At 51.3% G+C, this 22309-nt stretch carries 20 protein-coding genes and 2 tRNA genes; 11 read left to right on the top strand and 11 right to left on the bottom strand.

What is annotated here, in order from left to right; all coding sequences use genetic code 11:
• Window positions 1-3: 3 nt before the first annotated feature.
• From VMF88_05885 to ccsA, 5 genes are read right to left on the bottom strand one after another with little or no spacing between them, the layout of a single operon-like run.
• Complete coding sequence (locus VMF88_05885; GenBank protein ID HTY10582.1) at window positions 4-1179, bottom strand: DNA methyltransferase; 1176 nt, start codon at window positions 1177-1179, stop codon at window positions 4-6.
• Window positions 1172-1975: a uroporphyrinogen-III synthase gene (locus VMF88_05880; protein HTY10581.1), complete on the bottom strand. Its 804-nt coding sequence runs from the start codon at window positions 1973-1975 to the stop codon at window positions 1172-1174. Before VMF88_05880 ends, VMF88_05885 begins: the two co-directional genes overlap by 8 nt.
• 6 nt (window positions 1976-1981) lie before the next feature.
• Window positions 1982-2929 (bottom strand): hydroxymethylbilane synthase, encoded by a 948-nt coding sequence (gene hemC, locus VMF88_05875; protein HTY10580.1) that lies wholly within the window; start codon window positions 2927-2929, stop codon window positions 1982-1984.
• Window positions 2926-4221, bottom strand: coding sequence for a glutamyl-tRNA reductase (gene hemA / locus VMF88_05870; protein HTY10579.1), 1296 nt, complete (start codon window positions 4219-4221; stop codon window positions 2926-2928). The genes hemC and hemA overlap by 4 nt, the downstream gene beginning before the upstream one ends.
• Window positions 4222-4249: 28 nt before the next feature.
• Entirely contained in the window at window positions 4250-5074 is an 825-nt protein-coding gene (gene ccsA / locus VMF88_05865; GenBank protein HTY10578.1) for a cytochrome c biogenesis protein CcsA, read from the bottom strand.
• A gap of 307 nt (window positions 5075-5381) precedes the next feature.
• On the opposite strand from ccsA, the gene VMF88_05860 reads away from it, so the two are divergent.
• Both VMF88_05860 and VMF88_05855 read left to right on the top strand, forming a co-directional pair.
• Window positions 5382-6785: a TatD family hydrolase gene (locus VMF88_05860; GenBank protein HTY10577.1), complete on the top strand. Its 1404-nt coding sequence runs from the start codon at window positions 5382-5384 to the stop codon at window positions 6783-6785.
• Window positions 6786-6998: 213 nt separating this feature from the next.
• Complete coding sequence (locus tag VMF88_05855; protein HTY10576.1) at window positions 6999-9002, top strand: peptidylprolyl isomerase; 2004 nt, start codon at window positions 6999-7001, stop codon at window positions 9000-9002.
• Window positions 9003-9068: 66 nt separating this feature from the next.
• Here VMF88_05855 and VMF88_05850 read toward each other — a convergent pair whose 3' ends face one another.
• Entirely contained in the window at window positions 9069-9956 is an 888-nt protein-coding gene (locus VMF88_05850) for a DUF4835 family protein (protein HTY10575.1), read from the bottom strand.
• Between VMF88_05850 and VMF88_05845 the strand changes: the two genes are divergently transcribed.
• From VMF88_05845 to VMF88_05805, 9 genes are all read left to right on the top strand, one after another.
• On the top strand, window positions 9955-10857 hold the full coding sequence (locus VMF88_05845) for a hypothetical protein (protein ID HTY10574.1): 903 nt from the start codon (window positions 9955-9957) through the stop codon (window positions 10855-10857). The two genes, VMF88_05850 and VMF88_05845, sit on opposite strands and share 2 nt — an antisense overlap.
• A gap of 115 nt (window positions 10858-10972) precedes the next feature.
• Entirely contained in the window at window positions 10973-12862 is a 1890-nt protein-coding gene (locus VMF88_05840) for a helix-hairpin-helix domain-containing protein (GenBank protein HTY10573.1), read from the top strand.
• A gap of 42 nt (window positions 12863-12904) precedes the next feature.
• Window positions 12905-14074 (top strand): tRNA 2-thiouridine(34) synthase MnmA, encoded by a 1170-nt coding sequence (mnmA, locus tag VMF88_05835; GenBank protein HTY10572.1) that lies wholly within the window; start codon window positions 12905-12907, stop codon window positions 14072-14074.
• Window positions 14075-14148: 74 nt separating this feature from the next.
• Complete coding sequence (locus tag VMF88_05830; GenBank protein HTY10571.1) at window positions 14149-15063, top strand: NAD(P)-dependent oxidoreductase; 915 nt, start codon at window positions 14149-14151, stop codon at window positions 15061-15063.
• Window positions 15064-15182: 119 nt separating this feature from the next.
• On the top strand, window positions 15183-16730 hold the full coding sequence (locus tag VMF88_05825; protein HTY10570.1) for an acyl-CoA carboxylase subunit beta: 1548 nt from the start codon (window positions 15183-15185) through the stop codon (window positions 16728-16730).
• Window positions 16731-16795: 65 nt separating this feature from the next.
• Window positions 16796-16885 (top strand) — tRNA-Ser (locus tag VMF88_05820).
• A gap of 237 nt (window positions 16886-17122) precedes the next feature.
• On the top strand, window positions 17123-17296 hold the full coding sequence (locus tag VMF88_05815; GenBank protein ID HTY10569.1) for a hypothetical protein: 174 nt from the start codon (window positions 17123-17125) through the stop codon (window positions 17294-17296).
• 133 nt (window positions 17297-17429) lie between these two features.
• A complete protein-coding gene (locus VMF88_05810) occupies window positions 17430-17753 on the top strand; it encodes a DUF1761 domain-containing protein (protein HTY10568.1) in 324 nt (107 codons plus the stop codon).
• A 17-nt stretch (window positions 17754-17770) separates the two neighbouring features.
• On the top strand, window positions 17771-18205 hold the full coding sequence (locus tag VMF88_05805; GenBank protein ID HTY10567.1) for an EamA family transporter: 435 nt from the start codon (window positions 17771-17773) through the stop codon (window positions 18203-18205).
• 12 nt (window positions 18206-18217) lie between these two features.
• Here VMF88_05805 and VMF88_05800 read toward each other — a convergent pair whose 3' ends face one another.
• The 5 genes from VMF88_05800 to VMF88_05780 all read right to left on the bottom strand — a co-directional run bounded on the left by VMF88_05800 (window position 18218) and on the right by VMF88_05780 (window position 22052).
• Entirely contained in the window at window positions 18218-19243 is a 1026-nt protein-coding gene (locus tag VMF88_05800; GenBank protein HTY10566.1) for a glycosyltransferase family 39 protein, read from the bottom strand.
• A 493-nt stretch (window positions 19244-19736) separates the two neighbouring features.
• Window positions 19737-20792 carry a hypothetical protein gene (locus VMF88_05795; protein ID HTY10565.1) on the bottom strand — a complete coding sequence of 352 codons (1056 nt, stop codon included), beginning with the start codon at window positions 20790-20792 and terminating at the stop codon, window positions 19737-19739.
• 510 nt (window positions 20793-21302) lie between these two features.
• Window positions 21303-21593 (bottom strand): GIY-YIG nuclease family protein, encoded by a 291-nt coding sequence (locus VMF88_05790; GenBank protein ID HTY10564.1) that lies wholly within the window; start codon window positions 21591-21593, stop codon window positions 21303-21305.
• Window positions 21594-21660: 67 nt separating this feature from the next.
• The gene (locus tag VMF88_05785; protein ID HTY10563.1) at window positions 21661-21951 is read right to left on the bottom strand and encodes a GIY-YIG nuclease family protein; all 291 of its coding nucleotides are present in this window, start codon (window positions 21949-21951) and stop codon (window positions 21661-21663) included.
• An 18-nt stretch (window positions 21952-21969) separates the two neighbouring features.
• A tRNA-Ser gene (locus VMF88_05780) sits at window positions 21970-22052 on the bottom strand.
• Window positions 22053-22309 lie beyond the last annotated feature (257 nt).

The following is a 22309-nucleotide window of genomic DNA, read 5'->3' as shown; positions in this document are numbered from 1 at the left end:
TGATTATTTTCGGAAAAGGACGATACGGTTGGTATTCGTTCCTGATTCGTTATTGTGGATACCCCAGATATTCGCCGTCTTTGTGAAGTTCTGGGAGTTGATGAAAATTTCCTCGCATCGGAATCCGGCTTCCTCTCCGATCGGGATGACATACTCCTCAAGCTTCACCGTTTTACTCCGCACTTCTCCGACTTCGAACGCGACGTGCCCCCCGGGTTTCGTGACCCGGAAGAGTTCAGTGAAAACGCCCCCCATCACTGCGGACCATTCATCAAGAGTTCTGGACATCGTGATGCGTCCCTCTATCGCTTTAGCATCGATGCCGTTGAACCAGCACCGAAGCCAGTTGTCGTTTGAGTAATTCACGATATCCAAGAAAGGGGGGGAAGTGATGGTCAAGTCGATGGTCGCGTCGGCGATCTCCACACTCCGTCCGGCATCCACCGAAAGAAACCGAGCGCGCGGGCCGACCGCGTCAATATTCTCCCGCCCGCGTTCGGAAATTCGGTTCAAGAGCGTCCTGGTTTTTTTCAGGATGATCATTTTGATGTTGCGGTATTCCGGGGTCTGTTCTCTCAGCCGGTTGATACGGATCTGGCTTTTTGGCTGCGTTGCCTGGTTCGGGGGAAGGGTGTAGACCGAAAAGAATCCCGAAGAATGTCCGGTCAGCCGGTTCGTCGCAACCATTCGGATCCACCTGTCCGAGGAGTCTTCCGTCCCGTCCTTTTCTTTCTTTAACAAATATTGTTGGAGGGAGACGATTTCCGCTTCGGTTTCCGGATGAAAGAACATCGAAATATCGATATCGGCCTTTGCCCTTTTCGAAAATTCGATTTCTTCGAGGCGCCGTTCTATTGTGCTGATCTCCGGAATATCAAGCCGCGGCGCGACAAGAATTGTGCTCAGCGGATTGATATCGTTGCCGATGACGTTTCTTTTTAACAGCGCCGCTTCGATCACCGTCGTTCCTCTCCCCATGAACGGATCATAGACGGCATCCCCCTCGCTGCTGAATCGCTCTATAAAATAGCGCGGCAATTGCGGCTTGAAACATGCACGGTATGAAATTTCATGGAGCGATGAGGCCTGCCGCTGCCTGGCGGTCCAAAATTCTCCAACGTTCAGCCTCGGAGGATTGGCATGAATCGGAATATTCTTTTTTAGGGCAGTGTTATTCATAGTATCGGACGATCGACCCGACAAAATTGGCTGATGTGGCATGCTCCGCAACGACATGAACCGGAAGGGACAAATTCTTCGCCGCCGCGGCCGTTGTATGCCCGATGACCGCGATCGTTGTGTTCTCCAGGAGCTCTTCCGAAATTGATGCGAGGAAATTTGACACGCTCGAGGGGCTGAAAAATGTCACTACATCGATCTCGTTTTTCCGGAGTCTTTGTTTGACCGCTTCGGCATCGGTCTCCGAGGGCTGGATGGTTTCATACACGACCACTTCGTCGACGGTCGCACCGTGTTCCTGAAGGGCAAACGTCACGACTTTCCCGGCGAGATTGCCCTTCGGGAAAAGGAAGCGCTTCCCTTTGACATCGGTCCGTGAAAGTGTGATGGCAAGATTTTTCGCATCCGAGACCGCTGGCATCGCGGCAACGGGGATGTTATGCTTTTCCGCCGCTTCCCTGGTTTTTTCGCCGACGGCATAGACGGTCTTTTCTGCGATCAGCTTTGCTGTGCCGTTATCGGCGAGCCGGACGCGTGTGAAAAAATTTTCCGCGGCATTCGAGCTCGTAAGAACGATGGCATCGTAGGTGCCGATATGAGCGATGGCGTTGTCGCATTCCTCCCAGGATTTCGGCGGGACGATCTGGATGGTCGGAAAAAGCATCACGGAAGCTCCAAGCTGCTCGAGCAGCTTGACGAATTCCGCCGCCTGTTCCTTCGCCCGCGTGACGAGAATTGTCTTCCCGAGAAGGGGAGAATGAGGTTGAGCCGCCGCCTGTGTCGGTTGTTCTGCCATTTGATCTCAGCTTCCCGCCGTTCTGATTTCCTTCAGGATCTCGTCGGCTCCCCTGTGAAGCAAATCCTTCGCGAGCGAGATCCCAAGCCTTTCCGAATCGCCGGGGTCGCCGCTGATCGTTCCGCGGACGACCTTTTTCCCGTCGATGCTTCCGACCACTGCGTCAAGAACGAATCGTCCCGACTCGATTCTTCCGTACGTGCCGATCGGAATCTGGCATCCTCCCTCGAGATGCCGGAGCAACGCCCGCTCTCCGGCGGTCGATTGGGCGGTTGGAAGATCATTCAACGGCGCAAGGGCCGACGCAAGGAATGCGTCGTCTTTTCGGATTTCGACCGCAAGAGCCCCCTGGCCGACCGCCGGAAGAATGGTCGTCGGCGGCAGCACCTCAGAAATGATCTCCCCCCATCCGAGCCGTGTAACTCCCGCCTTGGCAAGCAGCATGCCGTCCCACTGGGATTCCTCGAGTTTCGTCCTGCGGGTTTTCAAGTTTCCGCGAATGTCGATGATGCGCAGGTCGGGCCGCATGGCGAGCAGCTGGGACCTTCGGCGAAGGCTGCCGGTCGCGATCGACCCGTTTTTCGGCACGGCGTCAAATGAGGGATATTTTTTCCTGGGATGGGAAATGAAGACATCGCGGACGTCTTCGCGCTCGGAAATTGCTCCGATCGCCAACCCCTCGGCAAGATTCGTCGGAACGTCCTTGAGGCTGTGAACGGCAAGGTCGATCGATCTCTCAAGAAGGGCGCTCTCAATTTCCTTCGTGAAAAGCCCCTTATCGCCGATCTTCGAAAGAGGTGAATCGAGAATCTTGTCGCCGGTCGTTTTGATGACCGTCGTCTCGATCGTGATCGATGGATGGATCCGCCGGAGCTCTTTCGCGACCCATGTCGATTGCCAGAGAGCGAGGTCGCTCCCGCGCGTTCCGATGATAATGTTCTTGCTGGATGTCATTCTTTCGGCATCTGTTCTTTATGCAGCCCGAAGAGGGAGCGGACGATATGAAGTTTTTTGTGCTTTTCTTCGTCGCTCTCTTCGTTTCCGTTTTTCAAATTCGTGGTCGGGAGATGAAGGAGCTTATTGACGATCCGTCTTGTCACAAGGTCAAGCAGCTCCCGGTCTTCCGCGGAAAAACGGTTGATGTTCTTCTCAACTTCCTCCTGCCGCACCTGCTCGAAATGCGTCCGCAGATCATGGATCGTCGGATTGACCTGGAGCGAATTAAACCAGTTGGTGAACTCGGTCAACTCCTCAAGGACGATTTCATTGACCCTCGGGATTTCGGACCTCCTTTTTTGCAGATTGCCGTCGATGATCGCCGAAATGCCGTCCATGTCGTGCAGGAAAACGTTCTCGATGTTGTTCGCCGCAGGGTCGATGTTGCGCGGAACGCCGATGTCGATCATGAACAGCGGTTTATGAGAACGCTCTTTCATCGCCCGCTGAACGTCGGTCTTCGTGATGACATAATGATCGCTTGTCACCGATGAGACAACGATGTCGACGTGGGCCAGCATTTGCTGGAGAGCATCGAATTCGACCGCCTTGCCGCCGAGGGCAGCCACCAGGTCATCGGCCTTCGATCGTGTTCTGTTCGCGACGAACAATCCGCCGATGCCGCGGCCGTTCAGATGTTTTGCGGTCAATTCGCCGGTTTCCCCGGCGCCGATGAGCAGGGCGGTCTTTTTCGAGAGGTCGGAGAAGATCTTGCTAGCAAGTTCCACCGCCGCATAGCTGACCGATACTGCCCCTTCGGTGATCGTCGTTTCTGTCCTCGTCCGCTTGCCCACATGGTACGTCGATTGCAGGAGGCGGTGAAGGAACGGTCCGGTCGCCTTCTCTTCGCTGGCGAGGTTGAAGTCGTCCTTGATCTGGCTGAGGATCTGAATATCCCCGATGACCATCGAGTCGATGCCCGATGCCACTTTGAACAAATGCCGGATCGCGTTGCTCGACACCATGTGGTACAGATGTTCGCGATGGACGGAACTGCCGGCGGATTTAAACGCTATCAGCCGGTCTTTAAGGTCGTCAACATCGGGGGGATTTTCGCTGTCGCCTTCGGAGGAGTTATACATGCCGTACAACTCCGTCCGGTTGCACGTGGAGACGATAAAGCATTCGGAAAACGGTCTGCCTTTCAGGTCGGCAACGGCCTTCCGTATTTCATCGCTCGACATCCACAGCTTCTCCCGGACTTCAAGAGGAGCCGTGCGGTGATTAATTCCTACAGCAATTAGATTCATAAAGCGGCAGCAGAGCGAACGCGATGGGTCAATAAAATTTATGGAACGCGCTGAAATAGACGTTGATGATCGTCAGCGAGAAAAAAGAAACTGCAAACGCGATGATCGACAGGATCATGATTTTTCTTCCTTGCCAGCCGATCGTTTTTTTTGCCCCCAGCCCGGCGCCGTACATCGCCCAGATGAACACCGTGCCGATCAACTTCGGGTCGAAATATGAGAAATGATCAAAGGCGCGCGGCAGCCATATGAGTCCCACGGCGATCGCAACGGTCAGAAACGAGAAGCCGAATATGATCGAAAGGATCGACATCTTTTCGAGCGTTTCCAGGTTCGGGAGTTTGGTATAGATCACCCCGAAGCGGCTCGACTTGATATGGTGATAGAGCATTAAATACAGAAATCCATAAACGGCAGAAATCGCGATCGCAGCATAGCCGAGCAACGCGCTGGAGACATGGATGCCCAGCAGGCTGCTTCGCAGGACGGGCTTTACTTCCGAGAGGTTTTCGATAAAGAAAGATGAAATCGTCTGGAAGATGAACGCAAGGATGAGAATGAAGTATCCGGTGTTCTTGACTTTCGTCTGGAATTCGATGACGGCGTATGCCGCGCCGATCGAGAACGCAATGATCGACATGATCTCGAATATTGTCGTGATCGGCGGATGGTTGAAGAATGCCGAGCGCAACAGCAGATAGGAGAGATGGACTGCAAGTGTTGCGAGAAGAAGAGGGGTCTTTGTTCGTTTTGCGGCTGCAGAATCTTTGAAGAATGCCTTGGCGTACGCCCAGACGGTGCTGAAATAAAGAAGCGGGAGCGCCACAGTAAAAACATCAATGAGTGTCTTCATAGGATTTTCCTGGATGATGTCATCCTTCTCCTTCAATTTACGCAAAGCACGAAGCATAATCAAGGCGGGGAGGGAGTGTTACAGCGCGAGAATTTACACTCTCGATCCCAAACTCAGTCTGGGAGCGGCGTGTGTGACGCGTCTCTCGCGTGAAGACACCGAGAACCCGATCTGCTTCGTTCTCAACATGCATGGTCGAATTTGACGGCGCCTGGAACGGCGCTCCGCTTGATATTAGAGCACCGCTTTGCTAATTTAAGAATGACGCGGATGCATAATTCTCCTCCTTTAACCGATTGAACAACGCATGTACATAGATTCCCACGCACATTTATTCTACCCCGATTTTAAGGAAGATATCGAAGACGTTATTCGCCGCGCGGAAGACGCCGGTGTAGCGTTCTTTGTGGTTCCTGCAACTAACGTCGAAACCAGCAAGGAGGCGATTGCGTTGTCCGAGCGGCATGAAAATATTTATGTCTGTGTCGGCATCCATCCGCTGGATATGAACGGGGCGGACGACAACAGCCTCCAGGAAATTGAAAAATTGAGCGAGCACAGAAAAGTCGTGGCGATCGGTGAGATAGGCCTTGATTACTATTACGACACGACGCCGAGGGAAAAGCAGCAGCGGATGTTTAAGGCCCAGATCGAGATCGCGATCCGGCGAAATCTTCCGATCGTCGTGCATACGAGGGATTCGATGGATGATGCCGTATCGATGGCGGCGGAAATGATTCAGGGGAACGAATATTGGAGAAGCCAGCAAGCAACGCCGAACAGCCGCTTCCCCGCTCCGAAAGGGGTCTTTCATTGTTTCTCCGGCGACGCATCGACCGCGCGAAAACTTTTGCGAATGGGATTCCTGGTCTCCTATCCCGGGATCGTGACGTTCAAAAATTCTTCCGCGGCTGAAACCCTGAAGGCGATCGGTTATGACCACATTATGCTCGAGACCGATTCGCCGTACCTCACCCCCGCTCCTCACCGGGGGAAGCGCAATGAACCGATGTACGTTCCTCTCATCGGAAAAAAAGTCGCGGAGGTCTGTTCGGCGACCGAAGCCGACGTTGCCCGCACAACAACGTACAATGCCAAACGCCTTTTTAATATAGGTTCTCTCGGCGAACCGGTGTTCACGTATTCATTGGGGCGCTCCCTCTATATTAACCTGACGATCCGGTGCGATGCCGATTGCGTCTTTTGCGACAGGAAAGGGGAGGCCGTCGTCAAAGGGCACAATTTGAAAATCACCCGCGAGCCGACCGTCCAGGAAATTATTTCCGGCATTAAGGACCCGAAATCCTACGACGAGGTCGTTTTCTGCGGTTACGGAGAGCCGACGATCCGCTTCGATGCGGTAAAAGAGATCGGCTCCTGGGTGAAAGCCAACGGCGGCAAGACTCGTCTCAATACCGACGGCCACGGGAGTTTGATAAACAAAAGAAATATCGCTCCCGAGCTCAAGGGAGTCATTGATACGGTATCGATCAGTCTTAACTCGGTCGATCCGCTTCAATATGGCGAGCTCATGAGGATCAACGGAGAAAAGAATCACGCTGCAATGGTGGATTTTGCACGCGAAGCAAAAAAATACGTCCCCGAGGTCGTGATGAGTGTTGTCGGTATTGAAGAAGTGGACCTTGAAGGGGCGAAGAAATACGTCGAAGATGTTCTTGGCGTTAAATACAGGGTAAGGCCGTATTTTTGATCGGCCGGCAGCTGCTGATTGAAGTGTGAGATATCGACTTTCCATCTCGATCTGTCTCCCGAGATAGGTCTCTTCGCCTTGTTCTTCACCTCGTTCCCAACGTCTCGTTGGGAACGAACACAGCCAGGGTTAATGAGAGTTTGCCCGCGAGGTCTAACAGCCTTTCTCTCCCGCAGAAAGTTTATGAAGGGAGTCCTTTTTAGAACCGCATCCATGAAAAAGCTTCATATATTTGTTGAATTCTTTATCCTGCTGCTCGGTTCCTATCGCATGATCGGGGCGCAGACTATCGATAGCATTACGGAACTCCAGAATGCACGCAACGTCGCTGATGGAAAGCTGTATGCTTATCTTCATTCGTCGAACCCCATTGAACGATCCCGTGCCGCCCTGGCATTGGCCAATATTCAAGACTCGTCCTCGATCCCAGTACTCCTCCCAATGTTGGACGATTCAATCCCGATGGTTCGCCGCAGCGTAGCATTCGCACTCGGTCAGACTGGCCGTCAGGAAGCCGCCAAATACTTGATCAGAAGAATTCCGCTCGACGCTGACGCTATGTCTGCGCAGGAGGAGATCGACGCACTTGCCAAATGCGGAAACGGTGAAGACCTCAAAACGTTGATTGCTATTGCCCCGAGGCTTCCAGGACGCATCCAGCGCTCTGTTGCCCTTTCTATCGCAAGATTTGCGATCAGAAGGATCAAGGATTCGCTCGCAACCGAGTATGCCGCAAGTTTGATCGGCAATTCTGAATCCCGTCCAATGGCCGTTTATGCCCTGATGCGTATTGCCGATTCTACCTCAGTGGCACGCCACCTCGCCCGCTTTATCCCATTAATGGATGATTCCTCAGCCGAAACAAGAATGTGGACCGGTTCATTGCTAAGTCTGGCGAGCGATTCCCTAGCAAGAGCGGCCGTTGTTAGCCATGCGGTCGATGATCCGGATTGGCGGGTTCGCGTCAATTGCGTTAGAGCTTTGAAAAGCCAAGGTGAAAGGGCTTCACGATTGTTGCTGTCATTGGTATCCGACAACAACGAACATGTTGCGCTTACCGCATTTTCGCTTTTGAGCTCCCTTCCTGAAAAATATCTGCCCAACAACCTAGCAGACGATCTTCGCACGATAGTAACTGATTCCACCAAATTTACCTGGAGGGAAAGGGGGGAAGCAGCTCTCCTTTTTGCGGCTGTTTTAAAAGAAAGGTCCGTTTCATTGCTGTGCAATTATCTCAAGACAGAGCCCTTGTTCCGCGCGAAGATAATTTCAGCGTTGGGTGAAACAAGATCGGCGAAAGCAATTCCTGCATTGCAGAATGAACTGCGGCAAAGCGACTCCCGCGTCGTAAGCGCTGCTGTTCAATCATACGAGAATGTAATTGTTAACAAGGACTCGGCGGTTCAGGCGGAATTCACGGAGAAAATTCTCCCGCTTTTGGCCAGGCGGGATCTTTCGGTTTCTTTTTCAGTGGCTTCGGCGTTTGAAGATACTGCCGTTCGAAGGGAGATAAGGACACAGGGTCTGACCAAATTTGTAACGGTGTATCAGCGTTTATCAACTCCGGAAGACGTTGAAGTGATGGTGGAGTTTATGAATGTTTTTGCCGGATTGAAAGCTGAGGCAGCCATTCCGCTCCTCCAAAGATCCTTGCAGGATAACGATAAAGTCGTTCGCGATGCTGCGGCACGGGCGCTGCACGAGATCACTGGAACAGACTATGCCCCCTCTGCAGCGATTTCTCCGGAGTCAAAAAAATTCTATAAAGAGGAAGATCTCGGTCTGTTGGAACGTTATCGCTCTGCCTCGATCCTTACGTCAAAAGGGCTTATCACTATCGACTTCCGCCCCGATGAGGCTCCTTACACAGTGCTGAATTTCATCGTATTGGCAAAAAAGCATTTCTTTGACGGATTGATCTTCCATCGCGTGGTCCCGAATTTTGTTATTCAGGGGGGAGATCCGCAGGGGACCGGTTTTGGCGGCCCGGGCTATGCGATCAGGACTGAAGTGCATCCCGATGCCCTCTATTCAGAGGGAGCTGTAGGCATGGCAAGCGCAGGAAAAGACACGGAAGGGTCGCAATTCTTCATCACGCATTGTCCGACACCGCATCTCGACGGCCGGTACTCGATCTTTGCCTATACAAAGGACCTTGATGTGGTCGGCAAAATACAGGTCGGCGACACAATACTCTCTGTGACTCTCTCGGAGTAGGTGGGCCGCATATGACGATGCGTTGTGCGGCCTCTGCGGCAAAAATTCCTCCCCCTTTCTTATCCGTTACTTAAGTCCCATGTACGTGCTCTGATGGCTGGGGTCGGTCGAAGAAAGCAGCTGTAAGATACTTTTGTCTTGATAATTTCTGAAAGTTTCTGCAAGTTCCTGGTACTTCGCATCGAAGAACGCCTTCAGGATCAGGGAATTGGGGTCGACCGACCGTTTGAAATCAGCGACGTTTTGAATGAACGTGATGATATTTTTGTATGCCGCATCGGGCTTCACGATCAGGTAATCGATCCCTCTATAATTGTACGTGAACATCCCTTCGCGGAGCGGTTCGTATTTTGAGTTCAGCAACTCTTCGATGAAGGAGTACTTGCTGTAGGTGGTCGTTGAACGGTCCCAGCCTTTCGTGCCGCTCGGGGCTTGGCCGCAAATGGTGATCGCGCGCTGAAAGTACTGCGTTCCGGAGAGCGGCGGGCTGTACGAATCGAAATCGTAGCCAAGGACCAGATACATGTAGAAATTGATGAAACTCGTGAGAGGGTCGAATCGGGTTTCGTCATGCACCAACGGCTGGTTTTTGACATAGGTGAATTCCCATGAATCGTCGAACAGCCTCAACATGGCTGATTTCTTCTCCGATTTGTATACCGGACGCGAGCTTCCAAGGAATACCTGAGCATCGTACACGTTTGCGGTCGCTGTCGCCGTGAGCGAGATAGAAAGGGAAATCTGAATTTTTTCGTTGCCGATGTCTTCGGAAGACCATCGGTTTGAATTGATATAACGCTGGACGTCGGGGCCGAAATTTGAAAGGATGTCTCTGGTTGATCCCTGGATCTGATCCAGATTCACCGTCACCTGAGCTTCAATCTGCCCAAGCGCAGTCTCTGCAAAACATACTACCGCAATAATCACTGTCATGACAATCAGGGGGGGACGCATGGCAATCCTTTTTTCGTTGTTTGGAAAATATTTCTGCCGCAATATAACCACTTTCGATTACCCGTTCAAGCATGAAGAGCCTGCTCACCATCGCGTGCGTTGCCGCCGGTTGTTGATCTTGTCCTTTGCCGCGTTCTCATTTTCCTTTGCCGGCTTCGAACGAATGCCGGAACCGCCGGCAGTCTATGCAGACGGGATGTCTTCTCTGTTCGCCGGAGACGTCGACTTCTTCATGCTGAACCCATCTGCCGCAGCGTCGATTCAGTCACTTCATGCATCCGTGTTCTATTCTCCCTCTCCCTTCGACCTCCCTCAATTATCGAACGGAGGTCTGGCTATTGCTGTGCCGACGGAATGGTTCGAAACCGGGTACGCGGTGACGAGCACAGGTTATTCTTTATACAAGGAATTGACCGCAACGGCGGTCTTTGCAAGATCGTTCGGCATAATTTCCGGAGGGTGCAACATCAATTACAATCACCTGAGGATCGAAGGATACGGGGATGCGGCCGCGGTTGGAATAGACCTCGCCGTTTCGGTTCAGATGTCCGACGATATTCGTTGGGGCGTTTCGTTGTTGAATATCAACAGGCCGTCGATCGGCCGGGAGAAGGAGCTCCTTCCGCAATGGTACCTCACCGGAATAACGTGCCAATTTCTTTCGACTGCAAGCGTGTCGTTTACCATGATCAAAGACGTCATGTATCCGCTCTCGGTTCGAACGGGAGTCAAATTCTCGCCTATCGACATCATCGATTTTCAGGTTGGAGTCTCGAGCGATCCTTCAAGATATTATGCCGGCATCGGCATCAACTATATGTCGTTGTCCGTACGGTACAGTATGGCGACACATGCTGATCTCGGTTTGACTCACACGATAGGCCTTTCGTTCAGCTTGTAAAAAAGGGGGAATTATGAAGGGGAGTATTCTGTGCAGCATGCTGCTGCTTTCGGGGGTATTATTTTCTCAAGAGCTTAGTGATCATCAACCACCGTCGGAGGATTTTGAAGCACAAATGGAAAACTCTATCGATGACGGAGGGGGAAAATCCGCCACGATGGATGAATTGGACTTCTATCGGATGAATCCGGTCGATGTCAACACTGCTTCATTTATGGAATTGACCGAGATCCCGTTCCTTCCCGAAGCGATGGCGTTGAAAATACTATTTCTCCGGGATTCTGCGGGAAGCATTTCGTTATCGGATTTGGTGTCACTTCCCGGCATCGATGAAAAAATCGTATCGCGCATATTGCCATTTATTAAATTTTCTCCCGCCAAAGCGCCGGCGAGCGCTGCGGCCGGCGGCGACAGTATCGTCCAAGCATCGTTCCGTTCCCGTGGACTCATGGAAATCCATCCTCCCAAAGAATTCCGCGACGGCGAATATTTAGGAAGCCCCGTTGCAGCGTATACGCGTTTGACGCTCTCCACACCGCGATGGAGCGGGGGAGTGCTTGTCGATAAAGATGCCGGCGAACCGTTGAGCGCCGGTTTCGTCAGCGGATATGTCGGACTCGACAACGGCGGAGTTCTGAAAAAATTTGTTGCCGGCGATTTTACGCTCAACAGCGGGCAGGGCCTGGTCTACTCAAGTCCTCGATCGTCCTCAAAAGGGGGAAATGTTGTGTCCCAGATCAAGGAAGTGGGAAGATCGGTTGTTCCTCACCTTGCCACGGATGAATATCATTACTTCCAGGGAGCCGCTGCGATCTTGGAATTGTATCCGGCTGCATTGACGTTCTTTTGTTCGCGGAAGGCTGTAGCAGGGACCGTTGATTCTGCAGGATCAGTGACGAGCCTCTTTACCTCGGGCCTTTTTCGTTCGCCGGCCGAGATCGAGAAAAAAAATGCGCTGAACGAAACGGCGATGGGGGGCATCGCGAACGTTCGGGTTGGAAGAACAAGCAGTTTCGGATTTTCGATATTGGAAGAGCAATACGACAAACAGGTTGCACTTCAGGCGCCGTCCCCATTTTTGGGCAGAAGCTTTTCTGCTTTCGGCATGAACGCAGATTTTGCTTTTGAGTCCTATGCTCTCTTTGGTGAGGTCGCGGGCAACTCGTTTGAAAGCAGGAACGGCGTTGCCGGCTTCATCGGCCAGTTGTCCAATCGGTTGTCTCTGTCGACTCAAATTCGATCCTATTCTGATAATTATGTCGATCCTCATGCATACGGCTTCGGTGAACAAAACGGTGCTGTCAATGGGGAGAACGGAATCTTCCTGGGGATTGCGTACCAGGCATCCCGCCGGCTTAAAATTTCGATGAGCGTTGATGAATTTGGATTCCCATCACTCTCAGGGTTCACCAGATCGGGGGATGAATATGTCGTTCGATGCGAGGATGAAGCCGATAAAACGACGACCTTCTCCTTCCAATTCAAAAACAACAGTAAAACGGAGGAACACACCATCGGGACTGCGGAGCAAACTCAGGCTAAAATGTTCGAAGAGCGAAACCAGCAGAACATCCGGGCATCGTGTTCCGTTTCGATCAATAAATGGATTGCACTCGCCCAGCGTGTCGAACTGACAACGGTCTCCTATTCCGTTTCACGCGCACGTGAAAACGGGATGCTGATATTCACCGATGTTAATGTGTTTCCGCCCCGTTCCGGCTTTACTTGTACCTCGAGAATGGTATTCTTTGAGACACAGTCGTATGACTCGCGGGTGTACGAATATGAAGATGACGTCCGCGGGGGATATTCTTTTCCTCCGCTTTATGGAAAAGGAATTCGATGGTACATCATCGCCGGATGGAAATTCCTGTCCCGTCTTGAGGTTACTTGTAAATACAGCGAGACTTTCCGGGGGGAAATTCCTGGCGTCATCAGCGATAGCGCCGGAACGCCTGCTCCGCTGGATAATCGCGTGACGGTTCAGTTGGATGTGGACCTGTGATCTCCATCGCCGTTTTAACGGGTTGTTCCTCCTCAACCTCGACTGGTTCATGTTTGGGAGTCAACGAATCTTTTTGTACATTGTATTGCCATGTCCCAGAACAAGAACACAACTGTCGTCGTTGGAATGAGCGGCGGCGTCGATTCGTCTGCTGCCGCAGCTCTGCTGGTCGAGCAGGGGTACAATGTTATTGGCATTACCATCAAGACCTTTAACTACGACGATGTCGGCGGAAATGACGAAAACGACAAAAGCTGCTGCTCGCTTGACGGAATAAACGATGCCCGGATGGTCGCCGCGAAGCTCGGATTTCCCCACTATGTCCTCGATTTTTCTGAGGCGTTTGGCGCAGCGGTGATCGATAATTTTGTCGAAGAATACCTGCATGGGCGCACGCCGAACCCGTGCGTTATTTGCAACAGGAAGATCAAATGGGAAGAGATGATCCGGAAGAGTCTCAAGCTTGGCGCCGATTTCATCGCGACCGGGCACTACGCGCGCGTCCGAAAAGACGAGCAGACTCAGCGATATGTCGTTTCCCGCGGAAGAGATGAGCAAAAGGATCAGTCATACGCTTTGTGGGGATTGACGCAGGATTCGTTGAGGCGAACGATTTTTCCTCTGTCCGAGCTGACGAAACCGGAGTCGCGGGCCGTTGCCGAACGCTTCGGCCTCAAGACGGCGGCGAAAGGGGAAAGCTATGAGATCTGTTTTGTTACCGACAATAACTACGAACGCTTCCTTAAACATAAGCTTCCTCAGCTGGAAGAATCGGTCGCCGGCGGCGATGTCGTCTTGGACGGCAAGGTTGTCGGAAAGCATCGGGGCTTTCCTTTCTACACGATCGGACAGCGGAAGGGGGTGGGCGTTGCGTTTCCCGATCCGGTTTATGTCACCGCGATCAATTACAAAGACAATGTCATCACCGTCGGGCATGACAAAGATCTACTGCACACTGCTCTGACCGCAAAGAAACTGAACCTGATCAAGTACGCCCATCTCCGTGCCGGAAAGCGGCTGACGGTGAAGATCCGCTATAAAGATACAGACGAGGCGGCGCTCGTGACCCAGATTGACGGGGAAGGAGACGGTGAGGGGGTTGTTCGGGTTGACTTTGACTCGCCGAAGCGGGCAATGACCCCGGGGCAATCGGTTGTTTTCTATGAGGGGAATGATCTTGTCGGCGGTGCGATCATCGAATCGGTGGGATGATCGCGGCGCAAAAGTTAGTATTCGTCCAGGCGAAGATCGTTTCGCCTTTTTTATTTCCCAGTGAAAGGTAATCTATGAAAATGTCAGTCGGTTTTGTCGGTCTTGGTTTGATGGGCTCTCCCTTGGCGTCACGTCTCCTCAACGCGGGACATTCGATGAACGTCTTTAATAGGACGAAAGAGAAAGCTGCCGGGCTTGTCGGCGGCGGAGCCGGTTGGTGTCAATCGCCGAAAGAAGCTGCGGAACGTTCGGATATTGTTTTTTCCATGGTTTCGAATTCAGCCGCGCTGGAAGAAATTGCACTGGGGAACGGAGGGATCATTCATGGGCTTAGAAAGGGGGCTGTGCACGTCGACATGAGCACGGTGGCTCCCGTGACGACAGAACAATTGTCCGCAGAATACGAGAGAAGCGGCTTTTTCTTCATGCATTCTCCCGTATTGGGAAGCGTTCCCCAGGCGGCGGACGGCTCCTTGCTCCTTTTCGTCGGCGGAAAGGACGAAGCGTTTGTCAAAGTTGAAAAGCTTTTGAACATTCTCGGCAAGAAGATCTGGCGCTTTGAACACCCCGAACAGGCTTCATACACAAAACTGTTGTGCAATCTTTTCATCGGCGCGATGGGAACGACGCTCGCGCAGGCGCTGGTGCTGGCCCAAAAAGCGGACGTCACTCCGGAAATACTGCTCGATATTCTGAACAACTCTTCATTGAGCGCGCCGATGTACCAGACCAAAGGGAATTCGATCATCGACCGGAATTTCGCCCCGAGATTCTACGTCGAGCATATGCTCAAGGATATCAACCTCATCCTCGACGCTGGGAAGAATCTCGGCGTGCCGTTGCCGGGCATCGAAGTTGCCCGCTCCTTATTTTCAGAAGCGTCGGAAACAGGTTCGGTGCACGAGGACTATTCGGCGGTTGTCAAGGTCCTGGAGCGGAGAGCGGGCGTTGAAGTACGGAGGCTTCCCTCTCATTCCGCGCGTCACTAATGCGGGCGGCTCTTCGGTACTTCCCTGTAAAATTCGCATTGAATCAACAGGATTGAAATTGTATCTTCCTGCACTAGAGCTGTCGAAATCATAGATTCTATCTCACCAGCGAGGCGCGTATGTCGGCAGACCGGCTTAAAATACTTCGTGATAAAAAAAATGATGCATTGCTCGGCGGCGGAAAACAACGCATTGAGGACCAGCATAAGAAGGGGAAAATGACTGCCCGCGAGAGGATCAGCATGCTGGTCGACGAAGGGACGTTTGAGGAGATCGGCATGCTCGTGCAGCACCGCTCGTATGATTTCGGATTAGAGAATCAGAAATTTTTGGGCGACGGCGTCGTTACCGGGCACGGCAGGATCGATGGACGCGAAGTGTTTGTCTACAGCCAGGATTTTACCGTTTTCGGCGGCTCTCTCTCCGAAGCGCATGCGGAAAAAATCTGCAAGATCATGGACCTCGCTCTCAAGGTCGGGGTGCCGTTGATCGGGCTGAACGATTCGGGGGGGGCGCGCATACAGGAAGGGGTCGTCAGCCTTGGCGGATATGCAGACATTTTTTTGCGAAACACCATGGCCTCGGGCGTCATCCCGCAGATTTCGGCTGTGATGGGCCCGTGTGCGGGAGGAGCGGTCTATTCCCCGGCGATCACGGATTTTATTTTCATGGTAAAGAACACCAGCTACATGTTTGTCACCGGTCCGAATGTTGTGAAGACCGTTACCCACGAGGATGTCTCCTCGGAGGATTTAGGGGGAGCAATTACCCATGCAACAAAGAGCGGAGTGGCTCACTTTGCTTGCGAGAGCGAGGCCGAGTGCATCGAGCGGATCAAGACGCTCCTCGCATTTCTTCCGTCGAACAACATGGACGATCCGCCGCTTCGCGATTCGAAGGATCCGATCCAGCGGACGGACGACGCGCTCAATTCGGTGGTCCCCGATAACCCGAACAAGCCGTACGACATGAAGCAGATTGTCCATACTGTCGTGGATGAGGGGGATTTCTTCGAGGTCCACGAGCATTACGCCGAGAATATCATCGTCGGTTTTGCGAGGATGGACGGAAAGCCCGTGGGAATCATTGCAAATCAGCCGTCGGTACTCGCGGGCGTGCTGGACAATGATGCGTCGGTGAAAGGGGCCCGCTTTGTCCGCTTCTGCGATGCGTTCAATATCCCGCTTCTGGTTTTTGAGGATGTCCCCGGATTTTTGCCCGGCACTGCGCAGGAGTGGGGAGGGATCATTAAGAATGGTGCAAAACTTCTTTTCGCATTTTGCGAAGCGACGGTGCCGAAAATCACCGTGATCACGCGCAAAGCATACGGCGGGGCGTACGATGTGATGAACTCCAAGCATATCCGCGGCGATATTAATTTTGGATGGCCGACCGCGGAAATTGCCGTGATGGGACCGAAAGGAGCCGTGGAGATCATTTTCAAAAAGGAAATTGAAAAAGCAGCGAACAAAGAAGAAGCCGTGAAGCAAAAAGAAAGCGAGTTCCGGGAGAAATTTGCAAACCCGTATATTGCCGCTGAACGGGGTTTTCTTGATGATGTCATCGAACCAAAGGAAACCCGCCCGAGGGTCATCCGCGCTTTGCAAATGCTCGAAACGAAAGTTGACCGCAACCCGAAAAAGAAACACGGCAACATTCCGCTCTGACGAAAAAGGGGTTGCAAGTATTTTCCCGATTAGCTACATTAAAGCAGAAATTTTAAGCACTCTCCGGAGAGGTGGGTGAGCGGCTTAAACCAGCGGTTTGCTAAACCGCCGTACGGGGTAAACCTGTACCGAGAGTTCAAATCTCTCCCTCTCCGCAAGAAACGATGGCCTGGCAACAGGCCATTGTTTATTTTTGCCGGCAGTTTTGATCCCGATAATGCGGTATTCCCCATTCACCTTCCGACCTTCGGCCGTCCGGAGCCTTCAGAACTCTCGTTCTGACTGATGCAATAGTTGTTTCTTCACCGGGCAACAGATATATTTGTCTCATTCTGAGAACACCTGCATATAGTCAGGGCTCACAAAGTGAATAAACTTATCAGGATATTGAAATGAAACATGACCACAATGCCTTCGGCGGAGTATACGGCTTGGCTTTTATAGGGGCGGCAGTCTATTTCATCCAACATTCAGCAAGCTTTTGGGAAGGAGTGCTCGGGTTTCTCAAGGCACTCGTCTGGCCCGCGGTGTTGATGTACAAGCTGCTCGAATTCTTAAAGATGTAACGATCAGCGCAGCTTGCTGGTGAATTTATTCCAACAGAAAGAGGGAATCTAAATGGATGTCCACGTTAACTTTCTCGCGGTCATCGTCGCCGCTGTGGCAAACTATCTTCTCGCTACTGTCTGGTAAGCGGTTATTTTTTCGAAACAATGGCAAAAGCTCACCGGCATTGCCGATATGAAGCCGGCACCGATGAACATGGTTTTTTCGTTTGTCGCTTCTTTTGTGATAAGTTATGTCCTCTACCATTCGATCGTGTTCGGCGACGCGTACTTCAAAATGGGAGGGATCGGAGGGGGGCTGATGGGAGGATTTTTTGGATGGCTTGGGTACATAGCACCGGTCACGCTGACGACAAAGCTCTACGAGAAAAAACCATGGAGTCTTTGGGTCCTCGATAATTCTTTCTGGCTTCTTTCCCTGCTTCTGATGGGAGTTATTCTCTCACTTTGGATGTGATGTCCGGAGGGAATCACATGGCGACGTTTCAGAATTGGTTCTTTTGGGCGGCAATGTCGGCGGCCTTTGCCGCCCTGACGACGATCTTCGCAAAGATCGGCGTGCAAGATGTTGATTCCGATTTTGCAACGCTGGTGCGTACCTTTATCATTCTTTTTTTGCTTGCTGGGTTTATTCTGTACGCCGGCAAGTGGACCGACCCCTTCAAGCTTTCGCCAAAAACATGGATTTTTCTCGCCTTATCCGCTTTAGCGACAGGCGCCTCGTGGGTCTGTTATTTTCGCGGGCTTCAGATCGGCGCCGCTTCAAACGTTGCGGCAGTGGATAAATTCAGTCTTGTGCTGGTTGCTGTTTTCGCTTTTGGGTTTCTTGGCGAGCGTCATTCTCCGAGGGAGTGGCTGGGAATAGCCCTGATTGCGGGGGGCGTTTTATGCCTCGCGTTCAAGCGATAGCTAAGGTAGGAGCTAACGGCCTTCCAAAGTTTTTTGCCTCTCGAGACCTAACTTCGCCGGCCGGCTGAAATACGTCATCAAAGCGTCAACGCCGGCACCAATAAAGGGGAGCATCCCGATGCGCATCATCGTCTGATGCCTGGGGAGGGCAAAAAATATCATTGCGAGGATTGTAGAATAGAGCAGAAACATATAAAGATATTTGTACTTGGCCCAATGCCAAGTTACCAAGAGTCCAACGAAAAATAAAATGAAGGCAAGTGACGATGCCGCTACGTACACGAGATTGTACGGCGTGGGGTGAAGAGGGCTGAACAACCAGAGTTGTCCGACCTTCACTGCCACAAGTTCAGCCTCACGTTTCGGCTCCTTCCGGACAAAATCCCATGCTTCTTCTCGAAACAAACTATCAAGAGCGAGCTCGAATCTTTTGTCTCGTGGAATTCTGAGGAGTTCCCGATTGGTCTTTTCATTCCCCCAGCTTCCAATATTTTCAGCATTATTTCCCCTGTATAAATTCAAGCCTGCCCCGGTTCCGAGAGGAACCATCTCGCCGAAGACCTCGTAATTTCGAGCGGACCAGGGAAGGATGAAACAGATCGTTGTCATGACAATGACAATACTCTCCTTGGCTCTGCGTTCGAGTGCCAGCAAAAGGGCAATAAGAAAGACGTAAAGAACGAACTCGAATCGGAAAAAAATGAGCACTGCGCATAAGACCGAGACAAGAAATATGTGCAAGCGCGGGGATTCAGACTTCCCGTTTCCAATTAACAACAAGAGTATGATCACGCCGGCATGATAGAAAACCGTCGGTGAAAAAGATATAACTGCATAGACAACATCTGGCATAAGCGCCGCTGCAATTGCGCTGAACAAAGCCGCTCGAGGGTTGAACATTGCGCGTGTAAAGTGATAGACCAAAACGATTGTTGCCATTGACAGAAGGGTTTGAAGCAAAATGAGAAGGATGTTGGCAACGACAGAATTGCGCAATGCAATGAAAGGAATCAGGACCCAGACATAACCGGGAGACATGAATGCTGTCGGAAGGGGAGATAGGCCCTCCCGATATCTGTCGATCATGGTGTCGCCGCTAAAGGCGCGAAACGAGTAACCTTTCCCAGAGATCACGTTTTTGGCGATCTCGCCGTATTCCCAGTAGTAATCTGAGTGCAAATCCGCGAAGGCGAGAGCACAAATTAGTCTGAATGATAGACCGGCGATCAAAACGCTCTTTGGCGGGAACAAAAGACGAATTTTGAGAGCATGAAAGAACTTCATCAACAACCAATATAAGAAGTTAAATCATCTTAGTCTAAAGAAGGAGCTCGCAAAAAGTGTGAGATATTCTGCTGGGCGAGGGGCATCAGATGGGCGTCCTCCTTCGGAGGATGCAATAGCCGTTTTGTTTCCAGATACTCTGCGATGAGTTTTTGATGCAGTGATGGGCCGTTATGGGAATCGCTGGTAGGGGATGTTTTTTTAAAAGCCCATTGTTTCAATAATCCAAAACCCCGTTTCGGCCAAATCAATTTGCCCGACGGCCGATCAGAACGACAGCGGTTGCGTTGTTTGATCCCGCTGCCGCAACAATGTTTCCCTTCACCGCAACCTGTGAATAAGCCCCATTTTCTAGCCCCGTAACATTAAAGAAACTCCTCCATGATTTTCCATTCCAATGTAGACATTCCCCGAAGGATCCGACAATAAAGACGTCAATTGGACTATTTCCTCTTGCGTTTGAGGTGTAAAAGGTTGTAAGGAGTGGTAGAGATGACCACATTGGGTCGCCAAGAATACTCTTTTGATAAATCCCATCACCAACGATGTAATAGCACTCGGATGGTATAAACCAAAGACCCATCAGACTAGGCGCCAGCCCGCTGTCTGCAATTGCAGTCGCCGTTGACCCATTGAGTTGTAGAAGTAATTTGCCCTCTGGAAAAGTGAATGGGTATGACGCCAGGGCCAAAATCTGGTATTCAGAAGTCTTCTGGTCATATCCACCCCAAATCGCCTGCATATCGAGCGCTGTTCCCGTTTGAATCTTTTTCCAATTCGTCCCATCGTAATGGACTATTGTTCCTTTAGTTCCAATGAAATACATGTCCTTGGAACTGCTTCCCCATGCACCGCGAATATAACCATCGTTCTGAGTCAGGATTCCCATGTTGACGAGATCGTATTCATTCCACGTTGTGCCATCGCCGTGAACGGGGAATCCGGCGAGAAGCCAGATGTCCGTGGCTGAAAATGAAAATATCCCGTATATTGGCGTGGTGGCAGATCCATAAGGAGTCGCGACGGCGACCTTTCTTAAGCTCCAAGAAGTTCCATTCCACTCTGCCAGATTGTAAGGCCTTGGATCAGGAACTCCAGTTGTGGAGTCCGTGAAGTAGACTTCACCGACTGCAAGAATGAGCGAATCATTGATTATTGAAACATCATAAAGACTTGCGCCTTCAACGCCGGATCCGCCGTCAAGTGAATACGATTGCCATGAGATATTATGAGACGTCGAATCAGGACTACTGGGTTGGCTGGGTCCGACAGGAGATCCTTTCTTGCATTCAAGGCTCGACAAGACGCATAGAAAGATAACGAGTTGAACGAAAAGCCGAGTGGGAGTCATGGTTGTCAATTGCGAAAACTATAAATAGTTTTGCACTAAGCGGATTGCAGACAGCTCGAAGGAGTTGTTTGGGAAAAGAAATGAATTGGAAGATACTTCACTGAATTTTAGCTGCGTCTGCCCCCTGGAGCTTCTTAGCTGGGCGCCTTGAAGCATGTTCAATAGTAAGGTCTATTCCGAATCAACTCTCAAACGAATCGAGCCGGCCCGAAGAATCGATGGTTCAAACTTCGTCCTGTTCAAAATCAAAGTCAAGTTTAAATTTGCAAGATCGTAGATAGTCTGGCTCTGGATTCCTTGCTGAGTTTTCTTAGAGAGCGACGGCGTTTAGTATGATTGATGAGTTGACGTTGGATTTTCTCATGGGAATGCTTTTCCGAGCAAAGAATATACAGAAAGAATTGTCCCACTTGCGGAGAGCGTAGTCCGCTAAAAAGAGCAGAGGATCTTCGAGATTCGAACCTACAAGCCCTTACGGGCGTCCTCCTTCGGAGGATGCAATAGCCTTTTTGTTTCCAGATACTCTGCGATGAGTTTTTTAATACGGCGATGTCCTGTACCGGTTTTGTACCAGTGCTCTCGTTTCATTGCTTCGCTGCGAGTCTCAAATTGTTCCCGTCGGATCATCACCCAAGGACGGTAAGGTCTTGTTGAAGTGACATACCCGCTGTTGTGGCGTTCCAGTCGAGCTTCACAATCGTTTGTCTGGCCCACATACGACCGGGAATGCTTTTCCGAGCAAAGAATATACACAAAGAATTGTCCCACTTGCGGAGAGCGTTGTCCGCTAAAAAGAGCGGCGGATCTTCGAGATTCGAACCTACAAGCCCTTACGGGCGCCCTCCTTCGGAGGATGCAATAGCCGTTTTGCTTCCAGATACTCTGCGATGAGTTTTTTAATACGGCGATGTCCTGTACCGGTTTTGTACCAGTGCTCTCGTTTCATTGCTTCACCGCGAGTCTCAAATTGTTCCCGTTGGATCATCACCCAAGGACGGTAAGGTCTTGTTGAAGTGACATAGCCCCTGTTGTGGCGTTCCAGTCGAGCCTCACAATCGTTTGTCTGACCCACATACGACCGGGAATGTTTTTGCGAGCAAAGAATATACACAAAGAATTGTCCCACTTGCGGAGAGCGTAGGATTCGAACCTACAAGCCCTTACGGGCGCCGGTTTTCAAGACCGGTGCAATAGCCGTTCTGCCAGCTCTCCTCATTTAGAAATTACGATCTTAAACGCTAACTAATCTACAGGGCTCTCGCGCGTCCTCCTTCGGAGGATGCAATAGCCGTTCTGCCAGCTCTCCTCATCCGCTCAAAAATACAAAAAAAAGAGTCAAATAAAAAGAAGGAAAAAAGTCTGTTGTCGAAGAAGTGCTGCTTGACGTTCATCTTTTGGTTGCGGGGTCTTTTGAAGAGTGAACATCGTGCTTGGAAGTTAAATGACCTCAACCTCCTTTTTCGTTCCCT

The sequence above is a fragment of the Bacteroidota bacterium genome, from assembly GCA_035506275.1.
Lineage (GTDB): Bacteria > Bacteroidota > Ignavibacteria > UBA10030 > UBA8401 > JAGVPT01.
The sequence above is the reverse complement of the archived record's forward strand: the minus strand, read 5'-3'. Positions and strand labels throughout refer to the sequence as shown.